Here is a 24,082-nt window from a genome sequence, read left to right on the forward strand (position 1 = left end):
ATCGATTTCACATAATTGACGGATTTTATCGGGCTTCCTACCATCGTTTCCACAACAAAGGAGTGAGACACCATGTCCGATGGACGCAAGCCGCAACGCCCGTTGCGCAGCAATTTTCCGCGCGGTTCCTACCTCGGCGCGGTGCGCGCCGCGCAGTGGCGCAATCTCGGCATCAGCGAGGAAGACCTCGACAAGCCGAAGATCGCCATCGTCAATTCCTCGTCCGAACTTGCCACCTGCTTCAGCCATCTCGACGGCATCGCCGCGCAACTGAAACAGGCGATCCGCGCCGCGGGCGCGCTGCCGTTCGAGATCCGCACCGCGGCGCCGAGCGACTTCATCACCGGCGCGGGCGCTCGCGGCGCCTACATGCTGGCTGCGCGCGACCTCGTCACGAACGACATCGAAGTGGCCGTCGAGGGCGCGCAGCTCGACGGCATGGTGTGCCTGGCGTCGTGCGACAAGACCGTGCCGGGCCAGCTGATGGCCGCCGCGCGGCTGAATATCCCGAGCATCGTCGTCGCGTGCGGTTATCAGCCGAGCGGCGAATATCGCGGCGAGCACGTGGACATCGAGGACGTGTTCGTCGGTGCGATGCATGCGCTGACCGGCAAGCTGCCCGTCGAGGACCTGATCGGCATGAGCCAGAACGCGATTCGCGGCCCCGGCGTGTGTTCGGGGCTCGGCACCGCGAACTCGATGCACATGGTCAGCGAGGCGCTCGGCATGTCGTTGCCCGGCAGCACGCCGGTCGCCGCCAACAGCGAGCGGATGTTCGCGTTCGTGCGCGAAGCCGGCGCGCGCATCGTCGAGATGGTGCGCGACGACCTGAAGCCGCGCGACATCCTCACACACGGCGCGTTCGCGAATGCGGTGAAGACGGTGCTCGCGGTCGGCGGCTCGATCAATACGGTCAAGCACTTGCAGGCGGTCGCGGCCGAAGGCGGGCTCGACGTCGACGTGTACGCGCTGTTCGAAGCATTCGCCGCGCAGATCCCGGTGCTGACCGGCGTGCGTCCGGTCGGCTCGCACATGATCGAGCAACTGGAGGCGGCGGGCGGTGGCCGCGGCGTGATGAAGCGGCTCGAAGCGTGGCTCGACACCGGTGCGCTGACGGTGACCGGGCGCACGGTGAAGGACAACCTGGCCGATGCGACGATCGCCGACGACGACGTGATCCGCCCGCCGCAGCGCGCGTTCGCGAACCATCCGGCCATCGTGCTGGTGCGCGGCAACCTCGCCCCGCAGGCCGGCATCGTCAAATTCGGCATCTCGCCGACCAAGCAGCGCACGTTCACCGGCGACGCGATCTGCTTCTCGACCTCCGACGACGCGATCGCCGCGATCAAGGACGGTCGCGTGCAGCCGGGCAAGGTCGTCGTGATGCGCGGCGCGGGCGTGTGCGGCGGCCCGGCGATGGGCGGCGGGGCGTCGCGCGTGGTGTTCGCGATCGACGGCGCGGGCTTGTCCGAGCAGGTCGCGATGCTCACCGACGGGCATCTGTCGGGGCTGGTCTGCAAGGGGCTGGTGGTCGCGGAAGTGGCGCCGGAAGCGGCGACCGGCGGCCCGCTCGCGCTCGTCGAGGACGGCGACACGATCGACATCGATCTGGACCGGCGCGTCTGCGACCTGAAGGTCGACGAAGCCGAGCTGGCGCGCCGTCGCGCGGCGTGGCAGCGTCCCGCGCCGGTCAACGACACCGGCTGGCTGAAAATCTACCGCGCGACGGTCGGCACGATGCCGCAAGGCGCGGTGCTCGGCGCGGACCGGCCGGCGCGGGAGCGTTGAGATGAGCGGCGAAACCGTAATCGACATCGGCACGGTGATCGAGCGGCAGCAGACCACCCGCTTCGGTATCCTGCTGATCGTCGCGATGGGCGTGATGATGATGACCGAGGGCTACGACCTCGCCGCGATGGCGTTCGCGGCCCCGGCGCTGAGCCGCGCGTGGCACCTCAAGCATGGCGTGCTCGGCCCGGTGTTCGGCGCATTCGTATTCGGCACGATGATCGGCGCGTTCGTGCTCGGCTATCTCGGCGACGTGATTGGCCGCAAACGCATGATCGTGATCGGCAGCGTCGTGCTCGCGGGCTTCACGCTCGCCGCGTCGCGTGCCACCGGCCTCGAACAGCTGCTGGTGCTGCGCTTTCTGGCGGGCATCGGCATCGGCGGCGTGGTGCCGAACGCGATCGCGTATACGACGGAGTTCGCGCCGAAGCGCTGGCGCGCGACGTGGGTCACGCTGATGTACAGCGGCTATACGATCGGCAGCAGCGTGGGCGGTCTCGTGTCGGCGTGGCTCGTGCCGAAGTTCGGCTGGCAGGTGGTGTTCGTGATCGGCGGCCTCGCGCCGCTCGTGTCGAGCGCGATGTTGTGGTTCGCGGTGCCGGAGTCGATCCGCTTCCTGACGCTCAAGGGCCGTCACGCCGAAGTCGCGCGAATCGTCGCGCGGATCGCACCGGGCTTCGCCGTCGCGCCGCAGGCCCGCTTCGTGATCGGCGGCGCTTCGCCGGGTCACGCGCACGAGCACCGCCGCGACGGCTCGCTGCGGTTGCTGTTCGCGGGTCGGCTGCGCGCGCTGACGCCGGTGCTGTGGGCAGTCTACATCGCGAACTCGATGGCGCTGTTTTTTCTCAGCAGCTGGCTGCCGGTGCTGATCGAAAGCGTGGGCCTCGCACCGCGCGACGCGGCGCTCGTCTCGACGATGTTCCAGGTCGGCGGCACGCTGGGCGGGCTCGCGCTGATGCGCTTCGTCGACACGCGCGGCGCCATCATCATCACCGTGCTGCCGCTCGTCGGCACGCCCCTCGTCGCGCTGCTCGGCACCGGACTGCCCGCCCCGATGCTGGTCGCGGCGGTGTTCCTGACCGGCTTCACGGTGGTCGGCACGCAGTTTGGCCTGAACGCGGTCGCGGCACTCGTCTATCCGACCGCGCTGCGCGCGAAAGGCACGGGCGCGGCGGTCGGTATCCAGAAGATCGGCGCGATCGCCGGGCCGGTGATCGGCGGGATGCTGATGTCCGCGCATCTGCCGGTCGAACGGATGTTCTTACTCGGCGCGGTGCCGGTCGCCTTCGTCGCGCTCCTCGCGTTCGCGCTCGGCCGCCTGCATCGCCGCGGCGACGATACCGCGCCGGACAACGCTCAAACAGGAGCCGCCCATGTCGCTTGAAGTCGTTCCCATTGACGCCGCGCGTCCGGATTTCGTCGGTCTCGCCAGCGGTGTCGATCTGACCGCGCCCGTGTCCGAGCCGCTCGCATGCGCGATCGACGCCGCGATGAACCGCTACGCGGTGCTGGTGTTCCGCGCTCAGCCGCTCACGCAGGATCAGCAGCTTGCGTTCGCACGCGCGCTCGGACCGCTCGATGTCGGTTTCAAGCGCGTGGCGCGACCGCATGCGCGGCTCGCCCACCAGGAACTCGCGGACATCTCGAACGTGGACGAATCCGGGCAGATCGCGGACCGCGCGCACCGGCGCATCGTCGGCAATCTCGCGAATCAGTTGTGGCACAGCGACAGTTCGTTCCAGCAGCCGGCGGCGCGCTATTCGATGCTGCATGCGGTCGTCGTGCCGGAGTGGGGCGGCGAGACCGAGTACGCGGACATGCGCGCCGCGTGGGATGCGCTCGACCCTCGCGAGCAGCGCGAACTCGACGGGCTCGAAGCGGAGCACTACGCGCTGCACTCGCGCTTCCTGCTCGGCGATACCGACTACAGCGACGCGCAGCGCAACGCGCTGCCGCCGGTGCGCTGGCCGCTGGTGCGCGAGCACGCCGGGTCGGGGCGCCGGCATCTGTTCATCGGCGCGCACGCGACGCATGTCGTCGGTCGCACGCTGGCCGAAGGCCGCGTGTTGCTGATGGATCTGCTCGAACATGCGACCGCGCGCCGTTTCGTGTATTCGCATCGCTGGCGGCCCGGCGATCTCGTGATCTGGGACAACCGCTGCACGCTGCACCGCGGCCGCCGTCACGATCTGTCGGTGCGCCGCGAACTGCGGCGCGCGACGACGGTCGACGTCGACCGATACGTGGCGGCGCCGGCGGAGCCACTCGAACCTGTACAGGGAGCACGCTAAATGCAGTTGAACGACGACGAACGGGCGATGCTCGACGGCCGCGACGGCGCGGCCGTGCAGCGCGCGATGGATCTGCTGGTGCGCTACGGCGAAGCGCTCGGCGCGTCGCGCCTGGTGGACACGAACAACGTGTGCGGCACGGTCGGCGCGACGATGCCGTTCCTGCGCGATTACGCGGCCAGGCACGGCGGCCTCGACGCGGTGTTTTCCGAATTCAACCTCGATAGCCCCGAGGTGGTCGAGGTGCCGAAGGCGAAGGTCTTCAGCAGCCACCTGCAGCAGGGGCTCGATCCGCAGCATGCGCAGCGTCAGGGCATCGACGGCGAGATCGTGAAGCTGTACCGCCAGGGCGAGGCGTTCACCGGGCGGCTCGGCATCCAGCCGCTCAATACCTGCGCGCCTTACCTGACCGGCAACGTGCCGGTGCGCGGCGAGCATTGCGCATGGATGGAGTCGTCCGCGGTCATCTACATCAACGCGGTGCTCGGCGCGCGCTCCAATGCCGAAGGGCGCGAGAGCACCGGCGCCGCGATGCTGACCGGCAAGATTCCGTACTGGGGCCTGCACCTCGACGAAAACCGCGGCGGCACGCATCTGATCGAACTCGACGTCGACGTGAAGACGGTGCAGGACTGGGGGCTGCTCGGCTACTACGTCGGCGAATGCGTGCAGGACCGCATTCCGGTGATCGACGGGCTGCGCGACGTGCCGAACCTGCCGAAGCTCAAGCACTTCGGCGCGGCCGCGGCTTCGTCGGGCGGCGTCGAGATGTACCACATCGTCGGCCAGACGCCGGAGGCGCGCTCGCGCGACGAAGCGTTTCGCGGCCGCAAGCCTCTCGAGACGATCCGCTACGGCGCGGCCGAGCGGCGCATCGCGTACGAGCGCGTCAACACCACCGCGAAAGACGCCCAGGTCGACTTCGTGATGCTCGGTTGTCCGCACTATTCGATCGAGCAGATCTGGGAGGTCTGCCAGTTGCTCGAAGGGCGCCGTATCGGCACGAATACCGAGCTGTGGATCTTCACCGCACGCGCGACCCGCCAGCTGGCGGACCAGGCCGGCTATACGAAGCTGATCGAGGACGCGGGCGGGGTGCTGATGACCGACACGTGCTCGGCGATCGGTCGCGTGATGCCCAAGGGCACGCGCGTCGTTGCGCTCGACTCGGCGAAGCAGGCGCACTACCTGCCGGCGATCATGGGCGTGCAGGCGTGGTTCGGCACCACGGCCGATTGCATCGAGGCCGCAGTGAGCGGCCGCTGGAACGGAGGGCTGGCGGCATGAGCACGCATCACGAAATTCACGAAATGACGGACAAAGCCGGCACGCCGATCGTGCTGCGCGGACGCAAGGTGGTCGGCGGCTGTGTCGAGGGCGAGGCGCTCGTCACGCGCGATCGCATCTCCGGCTGGGGCGGCATCGATCCGCGCACCGGCACGATCATCGAGACGCGTCACGAACTGCGCGGCCAGAGCTTCGCGAACAAGGTGCTGGTGTTTCCCGGCGCGAAGGGTTCGTCCGGATGGTCCAGCCAGTTCCATATCGCGCGAATCGCGGGCACCGCGCCGGCCGCGATGCTGTTCAACGAAATGACCACGAAGATCGCGCTCGGCGCGGTGGTGAGCCACGCGCCGTCGCTGACCGACTTCGACGTCGATCCGCTCGACGTGATCGAAACGGGCGACTGGGTGCGCGTCGATGCCGAGCGCGGCGTCGTCGAAGTGCTCAAGCGCAGCCGCACCTGATTCCGGCGCGCGGCTTCGTCCGCGCGCCACCGCGATGGATTTTCAAGGAGAGCATGTTTTGAACACAGGTACTCGTATCGTTCGCCGCGACGGCCAACCGACGGGCTGGACACTCGACGCCGACGTGTGCATCGTCGGCGCGGGCATCGCCGGCACCTCGGCTGCGCTCGAAGCGGCCGCGCTGGGCCGCAAGGTCGTGCTGGTTGACAGCCTGCCCGCGCTCGGCGGCCAGGCGGTCAACTCGATCATCGGCACGTTCTGCGGGCTGTTCTCGAACGGGCCGAAGCGCTTCCAGGTCACGCACGGCATCGCGGACGGCATCCTGCGCGATCTCGGCGAGAAGGGCGCGCTGCATTACAAGGAAGGGCCGCTGACGACCGTCGTGCTGTACGACGAAGTCGCGCTCGCACGCTGGATCGAGCAGAAGATTCTCGACGCAGGCATCACCGTCGTGCTCGGCGCCGTGTTGCGCGACGTGGTGCGCGAAGGGCGGCGGGTGCGCGAACTCGACGTCGCGACGCGCTACGGCGACGTACGCATCGCGGCCGACGGCTTCGTCGACGCGAGCGGCGATGCCGCGCTCACGTGGCTCGCCGGGTTCGACTGCCAGGAGCCGGAAACGCCGATTCGCGGCACGCAGATGATCGTGCTCGAGAACCTCGACGAGACCGATCTGCCGACGCCGCCCGCGTTTCGCGAGCGCGTCGAGGAAAAGGCACACGCGTATGGGCTCGAACGCAAGGACGGGCTCGTGTTCTATTTCCGCGGCCGCAACATCGGCATTGCGAACATGACGCACATCGAGACGCCGCTCGAACCGATGGCGGCGTCGCGCACCGCGCTCGTCGGCCGCGACCAGGCGGACCGCGCGTTCGAGTTCCTGCGCGCGGAGTATCCGCACATCTATCGCAACGCGCACATCCGCAGCTACGGGCTGCCCGGCATCCGGCAGACGCGCTGGATCGTCGGCGCCCAGCAGTTGCGCTCGGAAGACGTGATCGCCGCCCGGCAGTTTCCGGACGCGGTCGCACGCACCTCCTGGCCGATCGAATTGCACGATCGCGCCGAGGGCTACGAATGGAAGCCGTTCGGCGACGACCATCTGCATACCGTGCCGTTCGGCAGCCTCGTCGTGAAGGACGCCGACAACCTGATCGCGGTCGGCCGCTGCATCGACGCCGACGCGACCGCGCTGTCGAGCGTGCGGGTGATGGGGCCGTGCATCGCGATGGGCGCGGCGGCCGCGCACGCGTTCGATCTCGCGGATGGCGGCAGTGTCCATGACATCGATCGCGGCCTGCTGCGCGAGCGGCTCGCCGACAACGTCGATCGAATCGATCCACCGCATCTGAAGCACTGACGCACGACCCGCCGGCCGCGCGGCAATACCAAAGAGGTGCATCGGGCGCTCCGCCAGGAGGCTCGCAACCAGTACCCGCTGCCGCGCCGGCCAGAGACGAAACGAAGGAACGCGCGACGCGCCGGAATCTGCCGGCGCGCCGACGCGGCACCTGAGGAGGAGACGATGATTCAACCCTTGCCGGATGCGCGCACGGTGGACGTGTCGCGCCTGATCGACGAACAGAGAATCGGCCGCTTCGCGATCCTGCTGATCGCGTCGACCTGGCTCGTGATGCTGACCGACGGCTACGAGCTCAGTGCGCTGGCGTTCGCCGCGCCTTCGCTGATTCGCGCCTGGCACATCGAGCGCAGCGTGCTCGGGCCGGTGTTCGGCGCCAACGTCTTCGGCATCATGATCGGCTCGATCCTGTTCGGCTATATCGGCGACCGGATCGGGCGCAAGCGCGCGATCCTGTTCGGTGCATGCTGGTACGGGCTCGTCACGCTCGCGACCGCATGGGCGTCGAGTGTCGACCACCTGCTGTGGCTGCGCTTCGCCGCGGGCATCGGCATCGGCGGCGCGGTGCCGAACGCGTTCGTGCTCGTGTCGGAATTCGCGCCGAAGCGGCTGCGGGCGACCTGGGTCACGCTGATGTTCACCGGCTATACGCTCGGGGCGGGCTTTGGCGGCGGCGTCGCCGTGTGGCTCGTGCCGCACTTCGGCTGGCCGGCGGTATTCGTGGTCGGCGGGCTCGCGCCGCTCGTGGTGGCCGCCGCGCTGTCGTTCGTGATGCCGGAGTCGCTGCGCTATCAGGTACTGAAGGGCTGGCCCCGCGACGGCATTGCCGCGACTGCCGCGCGCGTGCGGCCCGAACTCGCGTTGCCGCCGGAGGCGCGCTTCGTCGTGACCGACGAGCGCCGCGTCGCGAAGTTCTCGCCGCGCATGCTGTTCGCCGGCCGGTTGCGCTACGTGACGACCGCGCTGTGGCTCGCGTACATCGCGAATTCGATGGCGCTGTTCTTCCTGCAAAACTGGCTGCCGGTGCTGATCGAGGCGACCGGCGTCGCCGCGCATCGCGCCGCGCTGATGACGACGCTGTTCTCCGTCGGCGGCACGCTCGGCGGCCTCGTGCTGATGCGCTTCATCGACCGCCATGGCGTGCGGCTCGTCACGTGTCTGCCGCTCGTCGGCTTTCCGCTCGTCGCGGCGCTCGGCATGAACCTCGAGACCGCCTGGCTGACGGCCGCCGTGTTCGGCGTCGGCTTCTGCGTCGCCGGCACCCAGGCAGGGCTCAATGCCGTCGCGTCGATCGTCTATCCGACCAGCTTCCGCTCGAAAGGCACCGGCACCGCGATCGGCGTGGCGAAGATCGGCTCGATCTCCGGCCCGATGATCGGCGGGATGCTGCTCGCCGCGCATGTGCCGGTGCGCGAGCTGTTCCAGGTCGCGGCGCTGCCGGTCGTCGCCGTCGCGGCGCTGATGTTCGTGCTCGGTCGCATGTACCGGCCCGGCGACACGCACGACGACGGGCTCGCGGCGTGTGATCCCGCGGGCGCCGAACCGCCGCTACCCGCAGCGGAGCGCTAGGAACAGCGGCAGCGGCGGGGCCGGGCGCGGCGCGCGCGCACGCACGGTCGCCGGTGCGATGCATGCTGCGCGTTTGCGCCCGCTGCGCGTTCCCGCCGCCTTCGATCCGCATCACCTCATTCCATCGAAACCGGAGAAGCACGATGAAAACAGCAGTCTGCACTGCTGCGGTGGCTTGCGCCCTCGCGGCGCCGCTCACGGTCCATGCGCAAAGCTCGGTCACGTTGTACGGCATCATCGATACGGGCATTGCCTGGACGAATACGGTCGCGTCGTCGATCAAGGCGCAGGGCGCGTCGCGCTGGTCAATGGCGACCGGCTGGGGCAGCGGTGACCGCCTGGGTTTCCTCGGACGCGAGGATCTCGGCGGCGGCCTCTCCGCGGTGTTCCAGCTCGAAGCGGGGTTCAGCGGATTGAACGGCACGTCGTCGCAGGGCGGCCGACTGTTCGGACGGCAGGCGTACGTCGGCTTGTCGAGCAAGCAGTACGGCAAGCTGACGCTCGGCCGTCAGTATGACTACACGTTCGACTACGTCGCACCGCTGATGGCATGGCTTCAGTTCGGCAGCATCTACGGCGCGCACATCGGGGACGTGGACGACAGCTTCCAGACGTTTCGCCTGAACAACAGCGTCAAGTACGAGGTAAGTCCGCTCGCGGGACTGAAGCTCGGCGCGCTCTATGCATTCAGCAACCAGGCGGGCGGCGGCGCCGGCCAAGGCTTCGCCAACAACCGCGCGTACGGCTTCGGGCTCGATTACCTGCGCGGACCGTTGCATGTGGTCGCGAGCTATCTGCAACTGAACAATCCGTCGGCGGGGATTGCGTCGTCGGGGAATAATCCGAACGGCGCGATCGGCGACGAGTACAGCGGTTCGACCAGCCTCTTCTACAACGCGGGCTTCGTCGAGCGTCAGCGCATCTCGGCACTGGGCGCCGGCTATTCGTTCGGCGCGGCAGCGGTGAACCTGGTCGTCACCGACACGCGGCTCGCTTATCGCGGCGGCCACAGCCTGCGCGTCGACAACTACGAGATCAACGGGCGCTACAACTTCACACCGGTGCTGATCGCGGGGGTCGGCTACATCTTCACCGATGGCCATGGGTATACCGGCAGCGGCGCCACGTCGTTCGCGACCGGCGACCGGCCGAGATGGCATCAGGTGGATGCGGGCATCACCTACCTGCTGTCGAAGCGCACCGATCTGCACATGTCGATGGTCTATCAGCGGCGGGCCGGCGATGCGGGCACCGTTGCGATCAACTTCTTCGGACCGGCGGGGGCGGGGCGTAGCAGCCAGATCGCGGTGCTGGCGGGGCTGCGGCATCGCTTCTAGCCTGCGAGTGGCGCGCGGCGGGCCGGCGCGTTGCCGCTTGCCGAACGGGACAGCATCGTCACGACGCTCCGTGAACAGGTCGCCCGGTGTGACATCCCGCCTGCGCCACGCGTTACGCTTCTTTCAGCCAGGGCATTTCCACGGGCGATACGACCAGTTGCCGGAATTCGCGCTTCAGGTCGAAGATGAACCCGACCAGGATCATGGAGTCGGCGTAAGGAATCGGAAAGACCTGCGGATTTTCCGGGGTACGCAGCGGGCGCTCCGGCGTGTCCGCTGTCGCCGCGGCGTTTTCGCGAACGCTTTCCAGGTCGTCTGCCATGGCCGGGCCGCCGGCTTTCAGCACGCGGCTACGCAGCTCGCTGAACGGTTCGATGCGCGCGGCGTCTTCGTGGTATTCGGGCACTTCATAAACGAACCAGGACATTGTCGTCTCCCATGAGAAGGGGCGCTATTCTAACGCTACGCGAGCATTCGCCGAAAACCGAGGCCGCCCACTTCTCCAGGCGTAACCAGGAACCCCGCGAGGTCATCGCCTCTCGAGTGGATCGCAGCAATGTCACACTTCGGACAGCACCTGACGCGCCGCTCGAACGACCGCATCGACCGTGATGTCGAATTTTTTGTACACGTCCTTGATTTTTCCCGACTCGCCGAAGCTGTGCATGCCGACGAACCGGCCTTCCGGTCCGAGGTACCGCTCCCATCCCAGTTCGACCGCCGCCTCGACCGCGACTCTCGCGGGAGAAGTGCCCAGCACGGCCCGCTGGTAATCGCGTGGTTGCTCCTCGAAGAGCAGGCGGCACGGCATCGATACGACGGCCGTCGGCACGCCTTCCTGCTGCAGGATGTCGCGTGCCTGGACGGCGAGGTCGACCTCCGAGCCTGTCGCGAGCAGGGTGAGTCGGCGCGGCCCGCCATCGGCCTCCCGCAAGACATAGGCGCCGCGCGCCGACTTGTTTTCGTTTCCGGGCTCGTTGCGCAGGAGCGGGACCGGCTGTCGTGACAATGCGAGCAGCGCAGCCCTGCGGGGCTGTTCGAGAATCAGCTCCCAGCACTCTGCCGTTTCGACTGGATCGGCCGGCCGATAGACGGCGAGTTGGGGAATGGCCCGAAGGGCGGCAAGGTGCTCGACGGGTTGATGCGTCGGGCCATCTTCTCCGAGACCGATGGAATCGTGCGTCATCACGAAGATGGCGCGCACCCGCATCATCGCGCTCAAGCGGATCGCCGGACGGCAGTAGTCCGAAAAACAAAGAAAGGTGCCACCGTACGGAATGAGGCCGCCGTGAAGGGCAATGCCGTTCATGGCGGCGGCCATGCCGTGTTCGCGGACGCCGTAGTGGACATATGAACCCTTGAACTGCCCGGGCTCGATCGCGATCTGGTTCTTCGTCTTCGTATTATTGGACTGCGTAAGATCCGCCGAGCCGCCCAGCAATTCCGGAATCGCATCGGAGAGTTGATCAAGCACTTCACCGCTGGCCTTGCGGGTGGCCATTGCACTGCCTGCGGCAACAAACGCCTGCCGTGCCGCCGCAATCGCCGTCTTCCAGTCATCCGGAAGCTTTCCGGCATTACGTCGGTCGAATTCGGTACGCAGCGCGTGCGGCGCCCGGCTGACACGCTCATCCCACGCGAGTCTTGCCTTGCGGCCGCGCGCCCCGATCTCCCGCCATGCTTTCAGCAGGTCATCCGGGATTTCGAACGGCGGCGAATGCCAATCGAGGGTCTGGCGTGCGCCCGCGATTTCATCCTCGCCCGGCGCATCGCTATGGGCTTTCTCGGTGCCAGCCTTCGTCGGAAAGCCGAACCCGATGATCGTCCTGCATGCGATCAACGTCGGTCTGTCATGCGTTGTCCTGGCGGTCTCGATCGCGCGCCGTATCGCGTCCGTATCGTGACCGTCGATTTCCAGGACGTGCCACCCAGCCGAGTGAAAGCGCTCGATCTCGTTGTCCGAGACCGCGAGCTGGGTGGGACCGTCGATGGAAATCGAATTGTTGTCCCAGAACGCGATCAGTTTGCCCAACCGGAGGTGGCCGGCCAACGAAATGGCCTCGTGGCTGATGCCTTCCATCAGGCAACCGTCGCCGAGAAATACGTATGTGTAGTGATCGACGAGGTCATCGCCGAAGTGCGCATTCATGACGCGCTCGGCCAACGCCATGCCGACGGATTCCGCGATGCCTTGTCCGAGGGGACCGGTCGTCAGTTCGATTCCATCGGCGTGCGAGTACTCGGGATGACCTGGCGTCTTGCTGCCGACTTGCCGGAAGCGCTTGAGCTCGTCGAGGGTCATGTCGGCATAGCCCGTGAGATAGAGCAAGCTGTAGAGGAGCATCGATGCGTGTCCGTTGGAAAGGACCAACCGGTCCCGATCGATCCAGTGGGGGGCGGATGCATCAAATTGCATGAACTCCTTGAACAGCACCGTCGCAACGTCGGCCAGCCCCATTGGCGCACCAGGATGGCCGCTGTTGGCATTCTGTACTGCATCCATTGCAAGGAAGCGAATACAGTTCGCCAGCGCGCGCAGATGCGGGTCTCGCGGGGGCGGCACCGCTTTGGCGGTCGTGCGGGAATGTGCGGTGGGATCGCTCATCGGTTCTCCTGTTTTTCGCTCGGAAAGATGAGGCTACGGGGCAATATCCATGCCTTTTCCACGGGTGCAAGCTGCCGACCGAGGTGAGGTCAGTTCTACGGCGGACGGAGGCACGTTCCGGGGCGCGAATGGACGTCGAACTGTTGGAGGAAATGGGCGCGCGGCGACGCGGAGTTGCGTACCGAACGGCGGTTGGGCAATCCGTTCATCTGGGGATCAGGACGCTGGTGACGTTGTTGTGAGTCGGCGTGGGGATTCAACCCTTTTTCACGCCAAGGGGGCGAGGCGAAAACGGCTAAAGACTACGATCTACAGCAAGCGCAATCGAGTCGGGACTTTAGGTACGCACCATCGTCGCCCTCGTGCGAAGCATCATGATTCGACCGGTATATCGACGGGAGCGTCAGTCTGACGCGCGGCGCATATTGTCCGCATCGAGGGCAGCACGCAGGAATATCTCGTTCGGAGACCATGCGGCGCGCGTCGAATACGCCGCAGCCGGGACATGCGTACTCGTACATTGGCATGTCGTGATCATCCGAGCGCGCCGAGCTCGCCCCGCGCGACAAACCGTCCGCGTCCCGTCGGGCCGACCCACTCGTCATCGTCGACAAGCCATTGTCCACGCAGCATCACTTTCTTGACACGCCCTGTCACTTGACGCCCTTCGAACAGCGTGAAATCACAGTCGCTGTGCTGCGTGCGCGCGCTGATCGTGTGCCGTTCGTCCGGATCGAACAACACGATATCCGCGTCACTGCCGATCGCGAGCGTACCTTTCCGTGGAAACAGGCCGAACAGTTTCGCCGGCGCGGTCGACATCAACTCGACAAACCGGTTCAGCGAAATCTTGCCATCGCGTACGCCGCCGTCGTAGACGACGGTCATTCTCGTTTCGACGCCAGGGACGCCGTTCGGGATCTTCGAGAAATCGCTCGCGCCGAGCGGTTTCTGATTGAAGTTTCCGCGATGGCCCTCCTTCATGCAGTAAGGGCAATGGTCGGTGGAGATCAATTGCAGGTCGTCGGTCCTGAGCGCCGTCCAGAGCGCATGCTGCGCTTCCTTTGAACGCAGTGGCGGGCTCATCACGTAGCGGGCCAGATCGAAATTGTCGTCGGCATAAACGGACTCGTCGAAGAACAGATAGTGCGGGCAGGTTTCGGCGAAGACCGGAATGCCCAGGTCGCGCGCTTCGATCACGTGCTTGAGGGCTTCCTTGGCAGAGAGATGCACGAAGTAGACGGGCGCTTCCGCAAGCTCGGCCAGCTTGATGCCGCGGTGGGTCGCTTCGCCCTCCATGATGGCCGGCCGAGTCAGTGCGTGATAACGGGGGGAAGTGTGGCCCTGAGCGATCGCCTCGCGAATCAGCAGATCGATCACGGTGCCGTTTTCCGCATGGAGCGCAATCATCCCGCCATGCTGGCCGACCATGCGCATGGCCTGGAAGATCGCCGCATCGTCGGACATCACGGTCCCGGGATAGGCCATGAACATCTTGAAGCTCGACACGCCTTCATGCCGGATCGCGTCACGCATGTCTGCCAGAACCTGCTCGTCGACTTGCGTGACGATCACATGGAAGCCATAGTCGATATTGGCGGCGGACGACGCTTTTGCCCCAGCGCGCGCGATCGCTTCAAGCGGGCTCGTGCCGGGTGTCTGCAGCGCGAAGTCGACGATCGTGGTAGTGCCGCCAAACGCGGCCGATCGTGTGCCGGATGCGAAATTGTCGCAAGTGGTCGATGTGCCGAAGGTGTTTTCCATGTGGGTATGGCAGTCGACGCCGCCGGGAAATACCAGCAAGCCGCTGGCATCGATCACGTGGGTGTCCGGACCGACTTCAAGCGCGTGACCGATGCACGCGATGCGCTCCCCTTCGACGATGAGGTCGGCGACGTAGTCGTCGACCGCCGTGATCAGGCGGCCGCCCTTGATGAGGGTACGGGGTGTGGCGTGCGTCATGTGGAACTCCGGTCTGGTTCGAGGGCGAGAGCGAGAGCGAGGGCGGCTTCGAGGCGTGAAATTTCGTCGGTGGACAACGGTGTGACTGGCGGGCGTGCCGTCGGATGTGGAAACTTGCCGGCCAGGTGAAGGCATGCCTTGAGCCGTGCGGTGGCGCGCGAGCCGGGCGTGGTGCCGTAGATCGCCTTGGCAAGCGGGTAGAGCATCGAGTGCGCACGCTGCGCGTCGGCGAGCCGACCTTCCGCCACCGCGCGATAGAGCGCAACGATCTGCACCGGAACGAGCGCCGCGAGACTGACGAGACTGCCCTCCGTTCCCAAGGCAAAGCATGTGAACAGATGCTCGTCGCCGGACGCCATCACCGCGACGTGTGGCGCGACCTCCCGCAGAAGCCTCCGATTGGCGTCGTACGCACTGGTTTCCCAACTGCCCTCCTTGACGGCCACCACATCCGGCAGAGCGGCGAGCGCAGCGAGCGTATCGGGCGGATACGCCATTGCACCGGTATTGACGCCTGCCTGATAAAGGATCATCGGCAGTCGCGCAGCGGCGTTCGCGATATGGTGATGCGCGAGGACGATGTCACGATCGGTAGACAGCGCCCAGGAAAATGGCGGAAACAGGAGCAGCGCATCGGCGCCTGCGCGTTTGGCATCGTCGGCATGGCGTTGCGCTTCGTAGCTGTCCTCCGCATTGACGCCGGCGACGATGATCGAACGATCGCCGCAAACTGCATGCGCGATTTCGACGACGCGTCGTTTTTCATCACGGGAAAGTGCATGGTTTTCGCCGGCGTGCCCGTTGACCAGGAGGCCGACGATGCCAGGCACCGATGTGACATCGTCGAGATGGCGGGCGAGCGCGGTCTCGTCGAGCGTGCGACCGTGCGCGTCGAGCGGGCATAGCGTGGCGGCGTACACGCCGTGGAACGGGTGCGGTGTCGATGGAATCATGCGGTGGCTTCCGGTGAGGTCAGGGTGGGCGTACCCGTTGATGCGATCAGCCGCGCGGGGTCGAAGAGCGGCATTTCGAGTGTCCGGCCAAGCATCGCATCGGCCAGCAACCTGCCCATGTAAGGGCCGCTCGTGTAGCCGGAATGCACACAGCCGATTACCCAGGCATCGTCGTGCCCGGGTAGCGCGCCGATCATCGGCATCGCGTCCGCGGTTTCGGCCTCGAGGCCGAGCCAGATTCTTGCGACGCGCGCGTGCTCGAGGGCCGGAATGACGTGCTGCGCGAGACGCAGGTTGCCGATCAGGTTTTGCGGCAAGGCTTCGACTGGCCCACGCCGGCGGTCGCCGATGCCTTGCCAGCCACCGCCGATCAGGACGGTGCCGTTCGCGAATTGCTTGAGCGAGAGGAGCCCGTTTGCGATGCTCAACACTGAGCGCATCACCGGCGGCATCCGTTCGGTGACGATCAATTGATTGACGAGCGTCTTGACCGGAATGTGAATGTCGAGCAACGCGAGGAGGGGCTCCAGCCATACGCCGCCGGCCATCACGAGACGCGTCGCATCGACGGACACCGCGCTGTCCGGGCCGTGCAGGCGATAACGGCCATTCGCGCGGTCAATGTGCGTGACTGGCGTCTGCTCCAGAATCTCGACCCCCGCCTCGCGCAACGCTGCGTGATAGGCGCGCCCCGTCAGATAGGCGGTCGCGAAGCCGTCGGTCGCGCAGAATGCCGCCTCGCGCACGGCGGGATTGAGCCCGGGCTCGATCCCGCACGCGTCAGCGGCGGATATCAGATCGATTGCAGCGCCGTATTGACGGCGCGCGTCGGCCCGCTTCCTCAGCAGCGCGCATTCGGCATCGGTGAACGCGAGCGACAGTCCCGCCGCAGCCGTCGCGAGTACGCCGCCGCCGAGCCAGGTATCGGCATGCATCCACATGTCCCACGCGCGGAGGGCATAGGGAACGAGGGCGGCTCGCGTCATGTGCAGCGTCAGCGTGCCGGCGTTGACGCCCGACGCGGCTCGACACAGCGCATCCCGTTCCAGCAGTACGACGCGCATCCCGGCACGGGCCAGAAACAGGGCGGTCGTGCATCCCATGACGCCGCCGCCGACCACGGCAGCGTCGTAATGGCCGGAGATACGATGGGGTATCGCTTTCATAGCGGTGCAGCCTGCGGAATCGGAATGTCGTCATAGCAAAACGTCCCGGTGAGTGCGCCGATGGGAACGGGCCGCAACGGCGCGCGCGCGGTCAGGCAGCCGGCTGCTTCACGTGTTCCGACTTCCGCACGGCTTGCAAGCAATTCGCCAGCGATGTCGCCGCAGGTGCGCCCCTGGCACGGTCCCATGCCGCAGCGTGTCCAGGCCTTCAACTGATTGATGTCGAGTGCACCGGCGTCGATCGCAGCGTCGATCTCGCTACGTCGCACGTCTTCGCAACGACAGATGATCGTATCTGCACCGATCGCGTCTACCTGGCCCGGCCGCAGGGCCATCAGACGGGCCATGGCACGACCGGCCCGTGCCGCTTTCCGATATGCACGGCGCAAACTGTCGAGCCGCTCGGTCCCGCGCGCGACATCGGGCGTCGACAAGTCGAGCGCGCAGGCATTGCCGGCGAGTTTTCCGTGAATGGCGGCTGCTGCCGCACCGGCGATCCCGGCCGCGTCGCCCGCGACGTAGAGGCCGGACCGGGATGTCCGGCCGTCATCGTCGGCACTGGCAATCCATCCTCCGGCGTCGCGGGAATAGCGGTGCGACGCGCCGAGCAGGCGCGTCACATCGGTGGAAGGCGTGAGGCCGTGGCCGACCGCGACACAGTCGGCGATGACCGTCGTGCGCGCGTTGTCGATCGGACGTCCGGCAGCATCGCATCGGGCCAGCGTGGCGAGCAGGCGCTCGCCGTGCGGCTCGACGCGCACGATGGTATGACGCGAATGAATCGGTACCCCGGCACGCCGGATGACACGCCACCAGTCGAAACCCTGGCGCAACAGGCCAGAGCGCCCCGACATCGATGGTAGCGTGCGCAACCAGTCCGCATGTCCTGCCAGATCGGCTATCCCGACGACCAGGCCACCTTTCAGGATCGTTTTCGCCGCGACGGCGGCGAGCAGCGGCCCACATCCCGCCACGAGCGTCGTTCGCCCGGGCAGCCGGTGCTGCGATTTCAGCAGAATGGTTGCGGCGGCGAGACCGATGACACCCGGCGTCGTCCAGCCGTCGAAAGGCACGACGCGTTCCGTCGTGCCGGTTGCGACGACGAGTGCGCGCGCGTTGCATTGAACCAGGCCGCGCGGTCCGACTGCGTCGATACGGTAGTTGCCGCCGATCGACCACACCGCATGATCGGTGAATACGGACACGTCGCTCGTTTCGACGGCTGCTCGCAATGCGTCGCCGTCCTCGCGCTCCGCGTCACCGTCGACCGGTCGCGGATCGACCGGCGCTCGATAGACCTGTCCACCGATCGCGCGATTCTCGTCGAATAGCGCCACCTTCAATCCTGCCCCGGCTGCGGCAAGCGCCGCGTTCGCACCGGCCGGTCCACCGCCCAGCACGACCAGATCGAAATCAGTCATGGACGTAGACCTCCGGAACTGACCGAACGCGCAGTGCCGCCGTCACCGTCGTGCGGCAAGCGAGCAAGCGTTCGCCGTTGACCATGACGAGGCATTCCTGACACGACCCCATCAAGCAGAACATGCCGCGCGGCTGAAGCAGGCGGGGACTCTTGCGAAGCGTCTTGACGCCGGCGGCGAACAGGGCCGCCGCGACGCATTCGCCCGCGCGGGCAGTGAACTTTCGTTCGTCGAAGAAGAATTCGACCGTGGCAGCCTGATCCGCGATCTCGTTTCGCATGACGTTCTCCGGTTGCACAGCGTTGCTTGACAACAAATTTGGGCGATGATTTGATACTAACGTATACGATTCGTATACGCAAAATCGCCAAAAAAATCGTACTTCGAGGCGAGCGTTTCCAGCCCGAATCCTTGCAACCCGACCCGTACCGTTAGGAGCTTTCCATGCAGCCTCCGATCATCCTGAGCCGTCTTCTCGCCGCCGGCCTCGCCGCTGTCGCGCTGATCGGCGCGTTCCCGGCCCACGCGCGTTCACTGCAAGAAATCCTCGAATCAAAGAAGATCGTGTTCGGTATCAATCCGAATTTGCCGCCGCTCGGTTTGTACGACGCGAAGAATACGATCGACGGCTTCGATGTCAGCGTTGCCCGCAAGCTGGCCGATGCGCTCGGTGTGAAGCTCGAGATCGTTCCCGTCGGATCGGCCGATCGCGTGCCGTTCCTGATGGCCGACAAGATCGATGCCGTGATGGGCGGCATGACCCGCAACCCGGACCGGTTGAAGGTGATCGATTTCACCGATCCGGTGAATACCGAGGTGCTGGGCGTCCTGACGACGCAGGCCACCACGTTCAAGGACTACACGCAACTGAACGATCCCTCGGTCAGGCTGGTACAGGTTCGCGGCACGACGCCGGTAAAGCTGATCCAGGAACAGTTGCCCAAGGCGCAATTGCTGTTGCTCGACAACTACCCGGACGCGGTGCGTGCGATTGCCCAGGGACGTGCCGATGCGCTGATCGATGTGCTCGATTTCATGCTGAGCTATACGAAGAACTATCCGACGAAATGGCGAGTCGTCGATTCACCGATCGAGGTCGACTACGATTGCATCGGTATCCGAAAGGGGAATACTGCGCTGACCGAACGTTTGAACAAGGAAATCGCCACGCTGCATAAAACGGGCTTCGTCGCGGCCAGCTGGAAGCGCTGGTTCGGCGGCCCGATGCTGCACGATCCGACTGCGGCGCCTATGACCGCCGCAAAGTGACGACGATGGCACTTCAGTTCGCCCCGATCCTCGAACAGTGGCCGTATCTGCTTGCAGGTGCATGGCTGAGCCTGCAGATCGCCATGCTCGCGTTCGTGTTCGGCATGCTGATCGGCGTCGTATGCGCGTCCATTTTGCATTACGGGCCGGCATCGCTAAGGCGAGTCGTCGCCGCCTACGTCATGTTCGCGACCAACACGCCGCAGCTCGTCCAGATCTTCTTCCTGTTCTTCGCGCTGCCGGAAGTCGGCGTGACGCTGAGCCCGTTTTCGGCGGTGCTGATCGGCGCGACCTTCAATGCAGGCGCCTACCTGTGCGAAATCCAGCGTGCCGGTTTTGCGTCGGTGCGTCGAGCGGAGATCGAGGCGGCAGAGGTACTCGGGTTTTCGACCGCGCAGATAGTGCGTTACGTCATCTTTCCACATGTGTTGAAAGTCATGTTTCCGCCGTTGTCGAACCAGTTCATCATGATGACGCTCGGGACTTCGATGGCATCGGTGTTCGGTGTCGAGGAATTGACCGGGCGAACGTTCAATCTCAGTTCGCAGACGTATCTGTCCATCGAGGCGTTTAGCGTGGCGGCGGTGATGTACATCGCGATCACGTTGATTGCGACGTTCGCGCTCGCGGCATTTGGGCGGTATGCCTGCCGAGCGAAGATAAAGGTGTTTTGATGGTCGATACTGCCGCGTCGGAACTGCGCCATCTGTTCTCCTACTACAACGCCGCGCTGCTGGTACAAGGCTTCGTTGCGACCCTCGTGCTCTCCGCCGTCGGGTGTGCCGCGGGCTTTGCCGTCGGGTTCGCTGTCGCCGTGGTCCGGGTGACGCGCACCCGCGCGCTGGCACCTGCACGAGCGCTGCTGTTCGCGTATTGCCTCGTGTTCCGGCGTATACCATTCCTCGTCACATTGATGCTGGTGTTTTTCGCGAGCCAGTCGAGCGGCGCGAAGCTGTCGACATTTGCGGTCGCGCTCGTCAGCGTAAGCCTGATTGCGTCGGCGTATCTCGGCGAAATCGTTCGAAGCGGGCTCGAATCCGTTCATCCCAATCAGCGGGAGGCGGCCGTCACGCTGAATTTCGGCTACTTGAAAATGCTGCGGTACGTGGTTGTGCCGCAAGCCTGGCGGGTGATCGTGCCGCCGACGTTCGGTTTTTTCGTCATGTTCATCAAGGATACCGCGCTGGCCTCGCAGATCGGCGTGATGGAACTGACGTCCGCCGGAAAGGTGCTCAACGACAAGGGATTTTCCGCTGGTCTCGTCTACGGCGCGATTCTGTTGCTGTATTTCGCCATGTCTTACCCGCTGTCGCGTTTTGGAAAGCATCTGGAGAAGAGCCTTGCCGCAACTCGAAATCGTTGATCTGAAAGCATCGTATGGCGCTCATACCGTCCTCGAACGCATCAATCTTTCCATCGAGAAAGGCGAGGTCGTCAGCCTGATTGGTCCGTCCGGATCGGGCAAGAGCACGTTGTTGCGCGTGCTGCTCGGGTTACTGCCGCTCGCGCAGGGCAGCGTGCTGCTCGATGGGCGCGAAATCGATTACGCCAGCCGCGAGCGCGTGCGCGCCTTGCGCACGGATGTCGCAATCGTGTTCCAGCAATACAACCTGTTTCAGAACATGACTGCGCTCGAGAACGTGATGATCACGCCGACGAAGATTCGCGGCAGACCGAGCGGGCAGGTTGAACGGGAAGCAACGGAGCTGCTCACTCGCGTCGGTCTCGCTCACCGGCTGCATGCCTATCCCGACGAGTTGTCCGGCGGACAGCAGCAGCGTGTCGCGATTGCCCGTGCGCTGGCGCTGAAACCCAAGCTGTTGCTGCTGGACGAGGTGACCGCGGCACTCGATCCGGAACTCGTCAACGAAGTGCTCGATACGATCCACGCGCTGGCGCGAGACGGCATCACGATGGTGATCGTGTCGCACGAAATGAGCTTTGTCCGGCAGGTATCGACGAAAGTGGTGTTCATGGCGGGCGGACAGGTGGTCGAGTCCGGGTCGCCGCAGGCAATTTTCGATGCCCCGCAAGAATCACGGACGCGCGAATTCGTGGGAAAGATTCTGCGCCATTGAGCCGGTTCGGCGCCGGAAATCACGTTCGCGTCGTGCACCGCTGGTGCAGCGGCGCGGTAGTTCACTGCCATTCAAGGAATTGCAAATGGATGCAAAGTTGCTTTCAGCAGCGCTGCTCGACACGATCGATCGAAATTTTGCCACGCAGGTCAATTTTCTTGCCGCACTTGTGCGTAAGCCGTCGGACAACCCACCCGGCGACTGCGCCGCACATGCGGACATGGCAGCCGACTGGCTGGAGACACTGGACTTCACCGTGGAGCGGCATTCGGTGCCCGCGCCTGAGGTCATGGCGGCCGGTATGGTCAGCGCGACCAATCTCGTCATTCGCCATCGTTTCGGCGACGGCCCGGTCGTGGCGCTGAACGCGCATGGCGATGTCGTTCCCCCGGGCGACGGCTGGAGTGCGGATCCGTACGGTGCCGAAATCCGGGACGGCTGGATGATCGGCCGCGGCGCCGCCGTATCGAAATCCGATTTCGCGACGTATGCGTTCGCGCTCAAGGCGCTGATCGATAGCGGTGCGCAGCTGGCCGGTACGATCGAACTTCATTTGACATACGACGAGGAGACCGGCGGCCTGGTCGGTCCCGCCTGGCTCTTGAAGCAGGGCATCGTGGAGCCCGACTATGCGATCTGTGCGGGCTTCTCGTATTCGATCACGACCGCACATAACGGTGCGGTGCATCTGGAGGTGACGGTGCGCGGCAAGTCGGCGCACGCTGCACGGCCCGATACGGGCCATGATGCGCTGGAAGCGGCTACTGCGGTACTCGGTGCGCTTTATGCCCATCGGAACGCACTGCGCGAGATCCGCTCGACGACGCCCGGCATTTCGCATCCGACGCTCGTGGTTGGCCTGATCGAAGGGGGGATCAATACGAACGTCGTGCCGGACAAGGTGACGTTCCGGCTCGACCGGCGCGTCATTCCGGAGGAATCGCCTCACGACGTGGTGAGCGAGCTGAAGACGCTGATCGGCATGGCAGTCACCGGTTGGCCCGGCATCGACGTGGAGATTCGCGAAGTTCTCGTGACGTCGCCGCTGCGCGCCATCGATGGCGCAGAGCGCTTGTCCGCTGCACTCCAGCGGGCGGCCAAGGAGGTGTTCGGTCACGATATCCCGACGGAAGGCGTGCCGCTCTATACGGATGCACGCCTGTATTGCGAAGCAGGTGTTCCGACGGTCATTTACGGGGCGGGCCCGCGCACGCTGCTCGAAGCGAACGGCCACCGTGCCGACGAGCGCGTGGCAATCGAGGACCTGCGCATCGCGACGAAAACGGTCGCGTTGGCGCTGCAGGACCTGCTCGCGAGTCCGACGCACGAGTCGAATCAACCATAGGTGCCTTCGGCCAGACGCTCGAGCACGTAGCGGCGGAGATTTTGAAGATGGGTACGCACGGCGGCGCGCGCTGCCTGTGCGTCGTCCGTCAGATAGGCTTCGAGAATCGCGAGGTGTTCGGCGCGATCGTCCTCGATGCGATTAAAGGGCGTGACCAACTCGAATAGCCGGCTGTTGGTTCGAACGAGTTCGATCGTTCGTGCCAGCACATCGTTGCCGCTCGCGCGGGCCATCAGCGTATGCACCTGGTCGTCGACTTCCCAATGTGCCTGTTCCTGCTGGCCGCTGCTGAGCGACTTGATTTTCTTGATGAGCTGATGAATCTGCTTTTTGTCGATCTTGCCGATTGCGAGTGCGACGGCCTCGGACTCCAGGAGTTCTCGCACCTTCATTGCCTGAAAGTATTCTTGCGCGCTGACGAGGCGAACCGAGTATGAACGTGCGCCAGAGCGAACCAGCAGGCCTTCGCCTTCAAGGCGGAGGAGCGCTTCGCGCATCGGCGTGCGCGAGATGTTCAACTCCTCGGCGAGGCGCCCTTCGACGACTGGGCCGCCGCTTCTGAGCGCTTTGTCGAGGATCATGCGGCGCAACGCTTGGTAGGCGAGTTCGCCGAGTTTCTCGGAATGGGTCGGGGCGGGCGCAGTCATGTGTCTCGCAGATGGTTTTCGGTATATGTATTGTATACGGTCGACGTGTTGGTTGGTCATGCAGTAACAACCGAAACGTCCACGTGACGCCTATGATTTCCGTCTCCGTCCCTGTTGATGGGTACATGGCACACAACTTCATCCGCCTGAAGCCTTCCCCTGAATAGCTGAAGGTCGACTCGTTCGCCGTGAAGTGCAGCGCCATGAGCCGTCCGGTTGCATCGTCGATGAACACCAGTAATGTGCAGGCCGGCGCACGATCCTCGAAATCCGCGTAGCAATGCCAGCGCCCGCTGCGCCTTTCCAGCAGGCAGTTGATGCGCCCGCGCTTGCCTGACACCAACCCCGCCACGCCGGCAGCACGATAGCGGCGCAATACCAGACGCTCAATCTGCCGTGTCGTCAACTCCAACCGTCGCTGCACGCCGCGGCTTGAGCTTGCCGTCGGCCACGTCCTGAATGGCCTTGAATCGGTCCAGCTCGCGCATCGTCAGTGTCACCAATCCGGCTGGCTGCATGGTCGGCTCCCGCGCTTGCTCAACG

General features: G+C 65.2%; 22 protein-coding genes. 13 read left to right on the forward strand and 9 right to left on the reverse strand.

What is annotated here, in order from left to right; genetic code table 11:
- Positions 1-72: 72 nt before the first annotated feature.
- The 8 genes from JMF86_RS32160 to JMF86_RS32195 all read left to right on the forward strand — a co-directional run bounded on the left by JMF86_RS32160 (position 73) and on the right by JMF86_RS32195 (position 10,093).
- Complete coding sequence (locus tag JMF86_RS32160; protein WP_011549794.1) at positions 73-1,788, forward strand: dihydroxy-acid dehydratase; 1,716 nt, start codon at positions 73-75, stop codon at positions 1,786-1,788.
- A gap of 1 nt (position 1,789) precedes the next feature.
- Positions 1,790-3,172 (forward strand): MFS transporter, encoded by a 1,383-nt coding sequence (locus JMF86_RS32165; RefSeq protein WP_011549793.1) that lies wholly within the window; start codon positions 1,790-1,792, stop codon positions 3,170-3,172.
- Positions 3,162-4,079, forward strand: coding sequence for a TauD/TfdA family dioxygenase (locus JMF86_RS32170; RefSeq protein WP_011549792.1), 918 nt, complete (start codon positions 3,162-3,164; stop codon positions 4,077-4,079). The genes JMF86_RS32165 and JMF86_RS32170 overlap by 11 nt, the downstream gene beginning before the upstream one ends.
- Complete coding sequence (locus JMF86_RS32175) at positions 4,080-5,366, forward strand: aconitase X catalytic domain-containing protein (RefSeq protein WP_011549791.1); 1,287 nt, start codon at positions 4,080-4,082, stop codon at positions 5,364-5,366.
- Entirely contained in the window at positions 5,363-5,827 is a 465-nt protein-coding gene (locus JMF86_RS32180; protein ID WP_011549790.1) for an aconitase X swivel domain-containing protein, read from the forward strand. Before JMF86_RS32175 ends, JMF86_RS32180 begins: the two co-directional genes overlap by 4 nt.
- Positions 5,828-5,861: 34 nt before the next feature.
- Positions 5,862-7,187 (forward strand): FAD-dependent oxidoreductase, encoded by a 1,326-nt coding sequence (locus JMF86_RS32185; RefSeq protein ID WP_011549789.1) that lies wholly within the window; start codon positions 5,862-5,864, stop codon positions 7,185-7,187.
- 165 nt (positions 7,188-7,352) lie between these two features.
- Positions 7,353-8,756 (forward strand): MFS transporter, encoded by a 1,404-nt coding sequence (locus JMF86_RS32190; protein ID WP_011549788.1) that lies wholly within the window; start codon positions 7,353-7,355, stop codon positions 8,754-8,756.
- A gap of 143 nt (positions 8,757-8,899) precedes the next feature.
- Positions 8,900-10,093 carry a porin gene (locus JMF86_RS32195; RefSeq protein WP_011549787.1) on the forward strand — a complete coding sequence of 398 codons (1,194 nt, stop codon included), beginning with the start codon at positions 8,900-8,902 and terminating at the stop codon, positions 10,091-10,093.
- 112 nt (positions 10,094-10,205) lie between these two features.
- On the opposite strand, the gene JMF86_RS32200 is transcribed toward JMF86_RS32195, so the two are convergent.
- The 8 genes from JMF86_RS32200 to JMF86_RS32235 form a co-directional block, all read right to left on the reverse strand.
- Positions 10,206-10,520, reverse strand: coding sequence for a hypothetical protein (locus JMF86_RS32200; RefSeq protein WP_006481253.1), 315 nt, complete (start codon positions 10,518-10,520; stop codon positions 10,206-10,208).
- Between the two features lie 132 nt (positions 10,521-10,652).
- The gene (tkt, locus tag JMF86_RS32205) at positions 10,653-12,698 is read right to left on the reverse strand and encodes a transketolase (protein ID WP_011695031.1); all 2,046 of its coding nucleotides are present in this window, start codon (positions 12,696-12,698) and stop codon (positions 10,653-10,655) included.
- 302 nt (positions 12,699-13,000) lie between these two features.
- On the reverse strand, positions 13,001-13,303 hold the full coding sequence (locus tag JMF86_RS32210; protein WP_306303136.1) for a zinc ribbon domain-containing protein: 303 nt from the start codon (positions 13,301-13,303) through the stop codon (positions 13,001-13,003).
- A complete protein-coding gene (gene hydA / locus JMF86_RS32215) occupies positions 13,233-14,660 on the reverse strand; it encodes a dihydropyrimidinase (protein WP_011549784.1) in 1,428 nt (475 codons plus the stop codon). The genes JMF86_RS32210 and hydA overlap by 71 nt, the downstream gene beginning before the upstream one ends.
- Positions 14,657-15,613, reverse strand: a complete 957-nt coding sequence (locus JMF86_RS32220; protein WP_011549783.1) for a dihydrodipicolinate synthase family protein — start codon at positions 15,611-15,613, stop codon at positions 14,657-14,659. The genes hydA and JMF86_RS32220 overlap by 4 nt, the downstream gene beginning before the upstream one ends.
- Entirely contained in the window at positions 15,610-16,779 is a 1,170-nt protein-coding gene (locus JMF86_RS32225) for an FAD-binding oxidoreductase (protein ID WP_011549782.1), read from the reverse strand. Before JMF86_RS32225 ends, JMF86_RS32220 begins: the two co-directional genes overlap by 4 nt.
- A complete protein-coding gene (locus JMF86_RS32230; RefSeq protein ID WP_011549781.1) occupies positions 16,776-18,200 on the reverse strand; it encodes an NAD(P)/FAD-dependent oxidoreductase in 1,425 nt (474 codons plus the stop codon). The genes JMF86_RS32225 and JMF86_RS32230 overlap by 4 nt, the downstream gene beginning before the upstream one ends.
- Positions 18,193-18,480, reverse strand: coding sequence for a (2Fe-2S)-binding protein (locus JMF86_RS32235; protein WP_027806284.1), 288 nt, complete (start codon positions 18,478-18,480; stop codon positions 18,193-18,195). The genes JMF86_RS32230 and JMF86_RS32235 overlap by 8 nt, the downstream gene beginning before the upstream one ends.
- Positions 18,481-18,644: 164 nt before the next feature.
- Here JMF86_RS32235 and JMF86_RS32240 point away from each other — a divergent pair, with 164 nt between their 5' ends.
- The 5 genes from JMF86_RS32240 (at position 18,645) to JMF86_RS32260 (ending at position 22,892) form a co-directional block, all read left to right on the forward strand.
- A complete protein-coding gene (locus tag JMF86_RS32240; RefSeq protein ID WP_011549779.1) occupies positions 18,645-19,469 on the forward strand; it encodes a transporter substrate-binding domain-containing protein in 825 nt (274 codons plus the stop codon).
- 5 nt (positions 19,470-19,474) lie between these two features.
- Positions 19,475-20,143 (forward strand): amino acid ABC transporter permease, encoded by a 669-nt coding sequence (locus tag JMF86_RS32245; RefSeq protein WP_011549778.1) that lies wholly within the window; start codon positions 19,475-19,477, stop codon positions 20,141-20,143.
- A complete protein-coding gene (locus tag JMF86_RS32250; RefSeq protein ID WP_011549777.1) occupies positions 20,143-20,832 on the forward strand; it encodes an amino acid ABC transporter permease in 690 nt (229 codons plus the stop codon). The genes JMF86_RS32245 and JMF86_RS32250 overlap by 1 nt, the downstream gene beginning before the upstream one ends.
- Entirely contained in the window at positions 20,810-21,547 is a 738-nt protein-coding gene (locus JMF86_RS32255; protein ID WP_011549776.1) for an amino acid ABC transporter ATP-binding protein, read from the forward strand. The genes JMF86_RS32250 and JMF86_RS32255 overlap by 23 nt, the downstream gene beginning before the upstream one ends.
- 85 nt (positions 21,548-21,632) lie before the next feature.
- Positions 21,633-22,892, forward strand: a complete 1,260-nt coding sequence (locus JMF86_RS32260; RefSeq protein WP_011549775.1) for an ArgE/DapE family deacylase — start codon at positions 21,633-21,635, stop codon at positions 22,890-22,892.
- Here the strand turns inward: JMF86_RS32260 and JMF86_RS32265 are convergent.
- A complete protein-coding gene (locus tag JMF86_RS32265; RefSeq protein WP_011695030.1) occupies positions 22,883-23,539 on the reverse strand; it encodes a GntR family transcriptional regulator in 657 nt (218 codons plus the stop codon). The two genes, JMF86_RS32260 and JMF86_RS32265, sit on opposite strands and share 10 nt — an antisense overlap.
- Positions 23,540-24,082 lie beyond the last annotated feature (543 nt).

Origin of the sequence: Burkholderia sp. E168m15 (assembly GCF_016586105.1) — a bacterium.
In the GTDB taxonomy this organism is placed as follows: domain Bacteria; phylum Pseudomonadota; class Gammaproteobacteria; order Burkholderiales; family Burkholderiaceae; genus Burkholderia; species Burkholderia orbicola.

Coding starts and splice junctions, on each gene's coding strand:
- JMF86_RS32230 (WP_011549781.1), bottom strand. CDS start 18,200: ATGACTGATTTCGATCTGGTCGTGCTGGGCGGTGGACCGGCCGGTGCG.
- JMF86_RS32225 (WP_011549782.1), bottom strand. CDS start 16,779: ATGAAAGCGATACCCCATCGTATCTCCGGCCATTACGACGCTGCCGTG.
- JMF86_RS32195 (WP_011549787.1), top strand. CDS start 8,900: ATGAAAACAGCAGTCTGCACTGCTGCGGTGGCTTGCGCCCTCGCGGCG.
- JMF86_RS32265 (WP_011695030.1), bottom strand. CDS start 23,539: ATGACTGCGCCCGCCCCGACCCATTCCGAGAAACTCGGCGAACTCGCC.
- JMF86_RS32200 (WP_006481253.1), bottom strand. CDS start 10,520: ATGTCCTGGTTCGTTTATGAAGTGCCCGAATACCACGAAGACGCCGCG.
- JMF86_RS32235 (WP_027806284.1), bottom strand. CDS start 18,480: ATGCGAAACGAGATCGCGGATCAGGCTGCCACGGTCGAATTCTTCTTC.
- JMF86_RS32185 (WP_011549789.1), top strand. CDS start 5,862: ATGGATTTTCAAGGAGAGCATGTTTTGAACACAGGTACTCGTATCGTT.
- hydA (WP_011549784.1), bottom strand. CDS start 14,660: ATGACGCACGCCACACCCCGTACCCTCATCAAGGGCGGCCGCCTGATC.
- JMF86_RS32260 (WP_011549775.1), top strand. CDS start 21,633: ATGGATGCAAAGTTGCTTTCAGCAGCGCTGCTCGACACGATCGATCGA.
- JMF86_RS32245 (WP_011549778.1), top strand. CDS start 19,475: ATGGCACTTCAGTTCGCCCCGATCCTCGAACAGTGGCCGTATCTGCTT.
- JMF86_RS32210 (WP_306303136.1), bottom strand. CDS start 13,303: ATGACGAGTGGGTCGGCCCGACGGGACGCGGACGGTTTGTCGCGCGGG.
- JMF86_RS32250 (WP_011549777.1), top strand. CDS start 20,143: ATGGTCGATACTGCCGCGTCGGAACTGCGCCATCTGTTCTCCTACTAC.
- JMF86_RS32165 (WP_011549793.1), top strand. CDS start 1,790: ATGAGCGGCGAAACCGTAATCGACATCGGCACGGTGATCGAGCGGCAG.
- JMF86_RS32160 (WP_011549794.1), top strand. CDS start 73: ATGTCCGATGGACGCAAGCCGCAACGCCCGTTGCGCAGCAATTTTCCG.
- JMF86_RS32175 (WP_011549791.1), top strand. CDS start 4,080: ATGCAGTTGAACGACGACGAACGGGCGATGCTCGACGGCCGCGACGGC.
- tkt (WP_011695031.1), bottom strand. CDS start 12,698: ATGAGCGATCCCACCGCACATTCCCGCACGACCGCCAAAGCGGTGCCG.
- JMF86_RS32190 (WP_011549788.1), top strand. CDS start 7,353: ATGATTCAACCCTTGCCGGATGCGCGCACGGTGGACGTGTCGCGCCTG.
- JMF86_RS32180 (WP_011549790.1), top strand. CDS start 5,363: ATGAGCACGCATCACGAAATTCACGAAATGACGGACAAAGCCGGCACG.
- JMF86_RS32220 (WP_011549783.1), bottom strand. CDS start 15,613: ATGATTCCATCGACACCGCACCCGTTCCACGGCGTGTACGCCGCCACG.
- JMF86_RS32240 (WP_011549779.1), top strand. CDS start 18,645: ATGCAGCCTCCGATCATCCTGAGCCGTCTTCTCGCCGCCGGCCTCGCC.
- JMF86_RS32170 (WP_011549792.1), top strand. CDS start 3,162: ATGTCGCTTGAAGTCGTTCCCATTGACGCCGCGCGTCCGGATTTCGTC.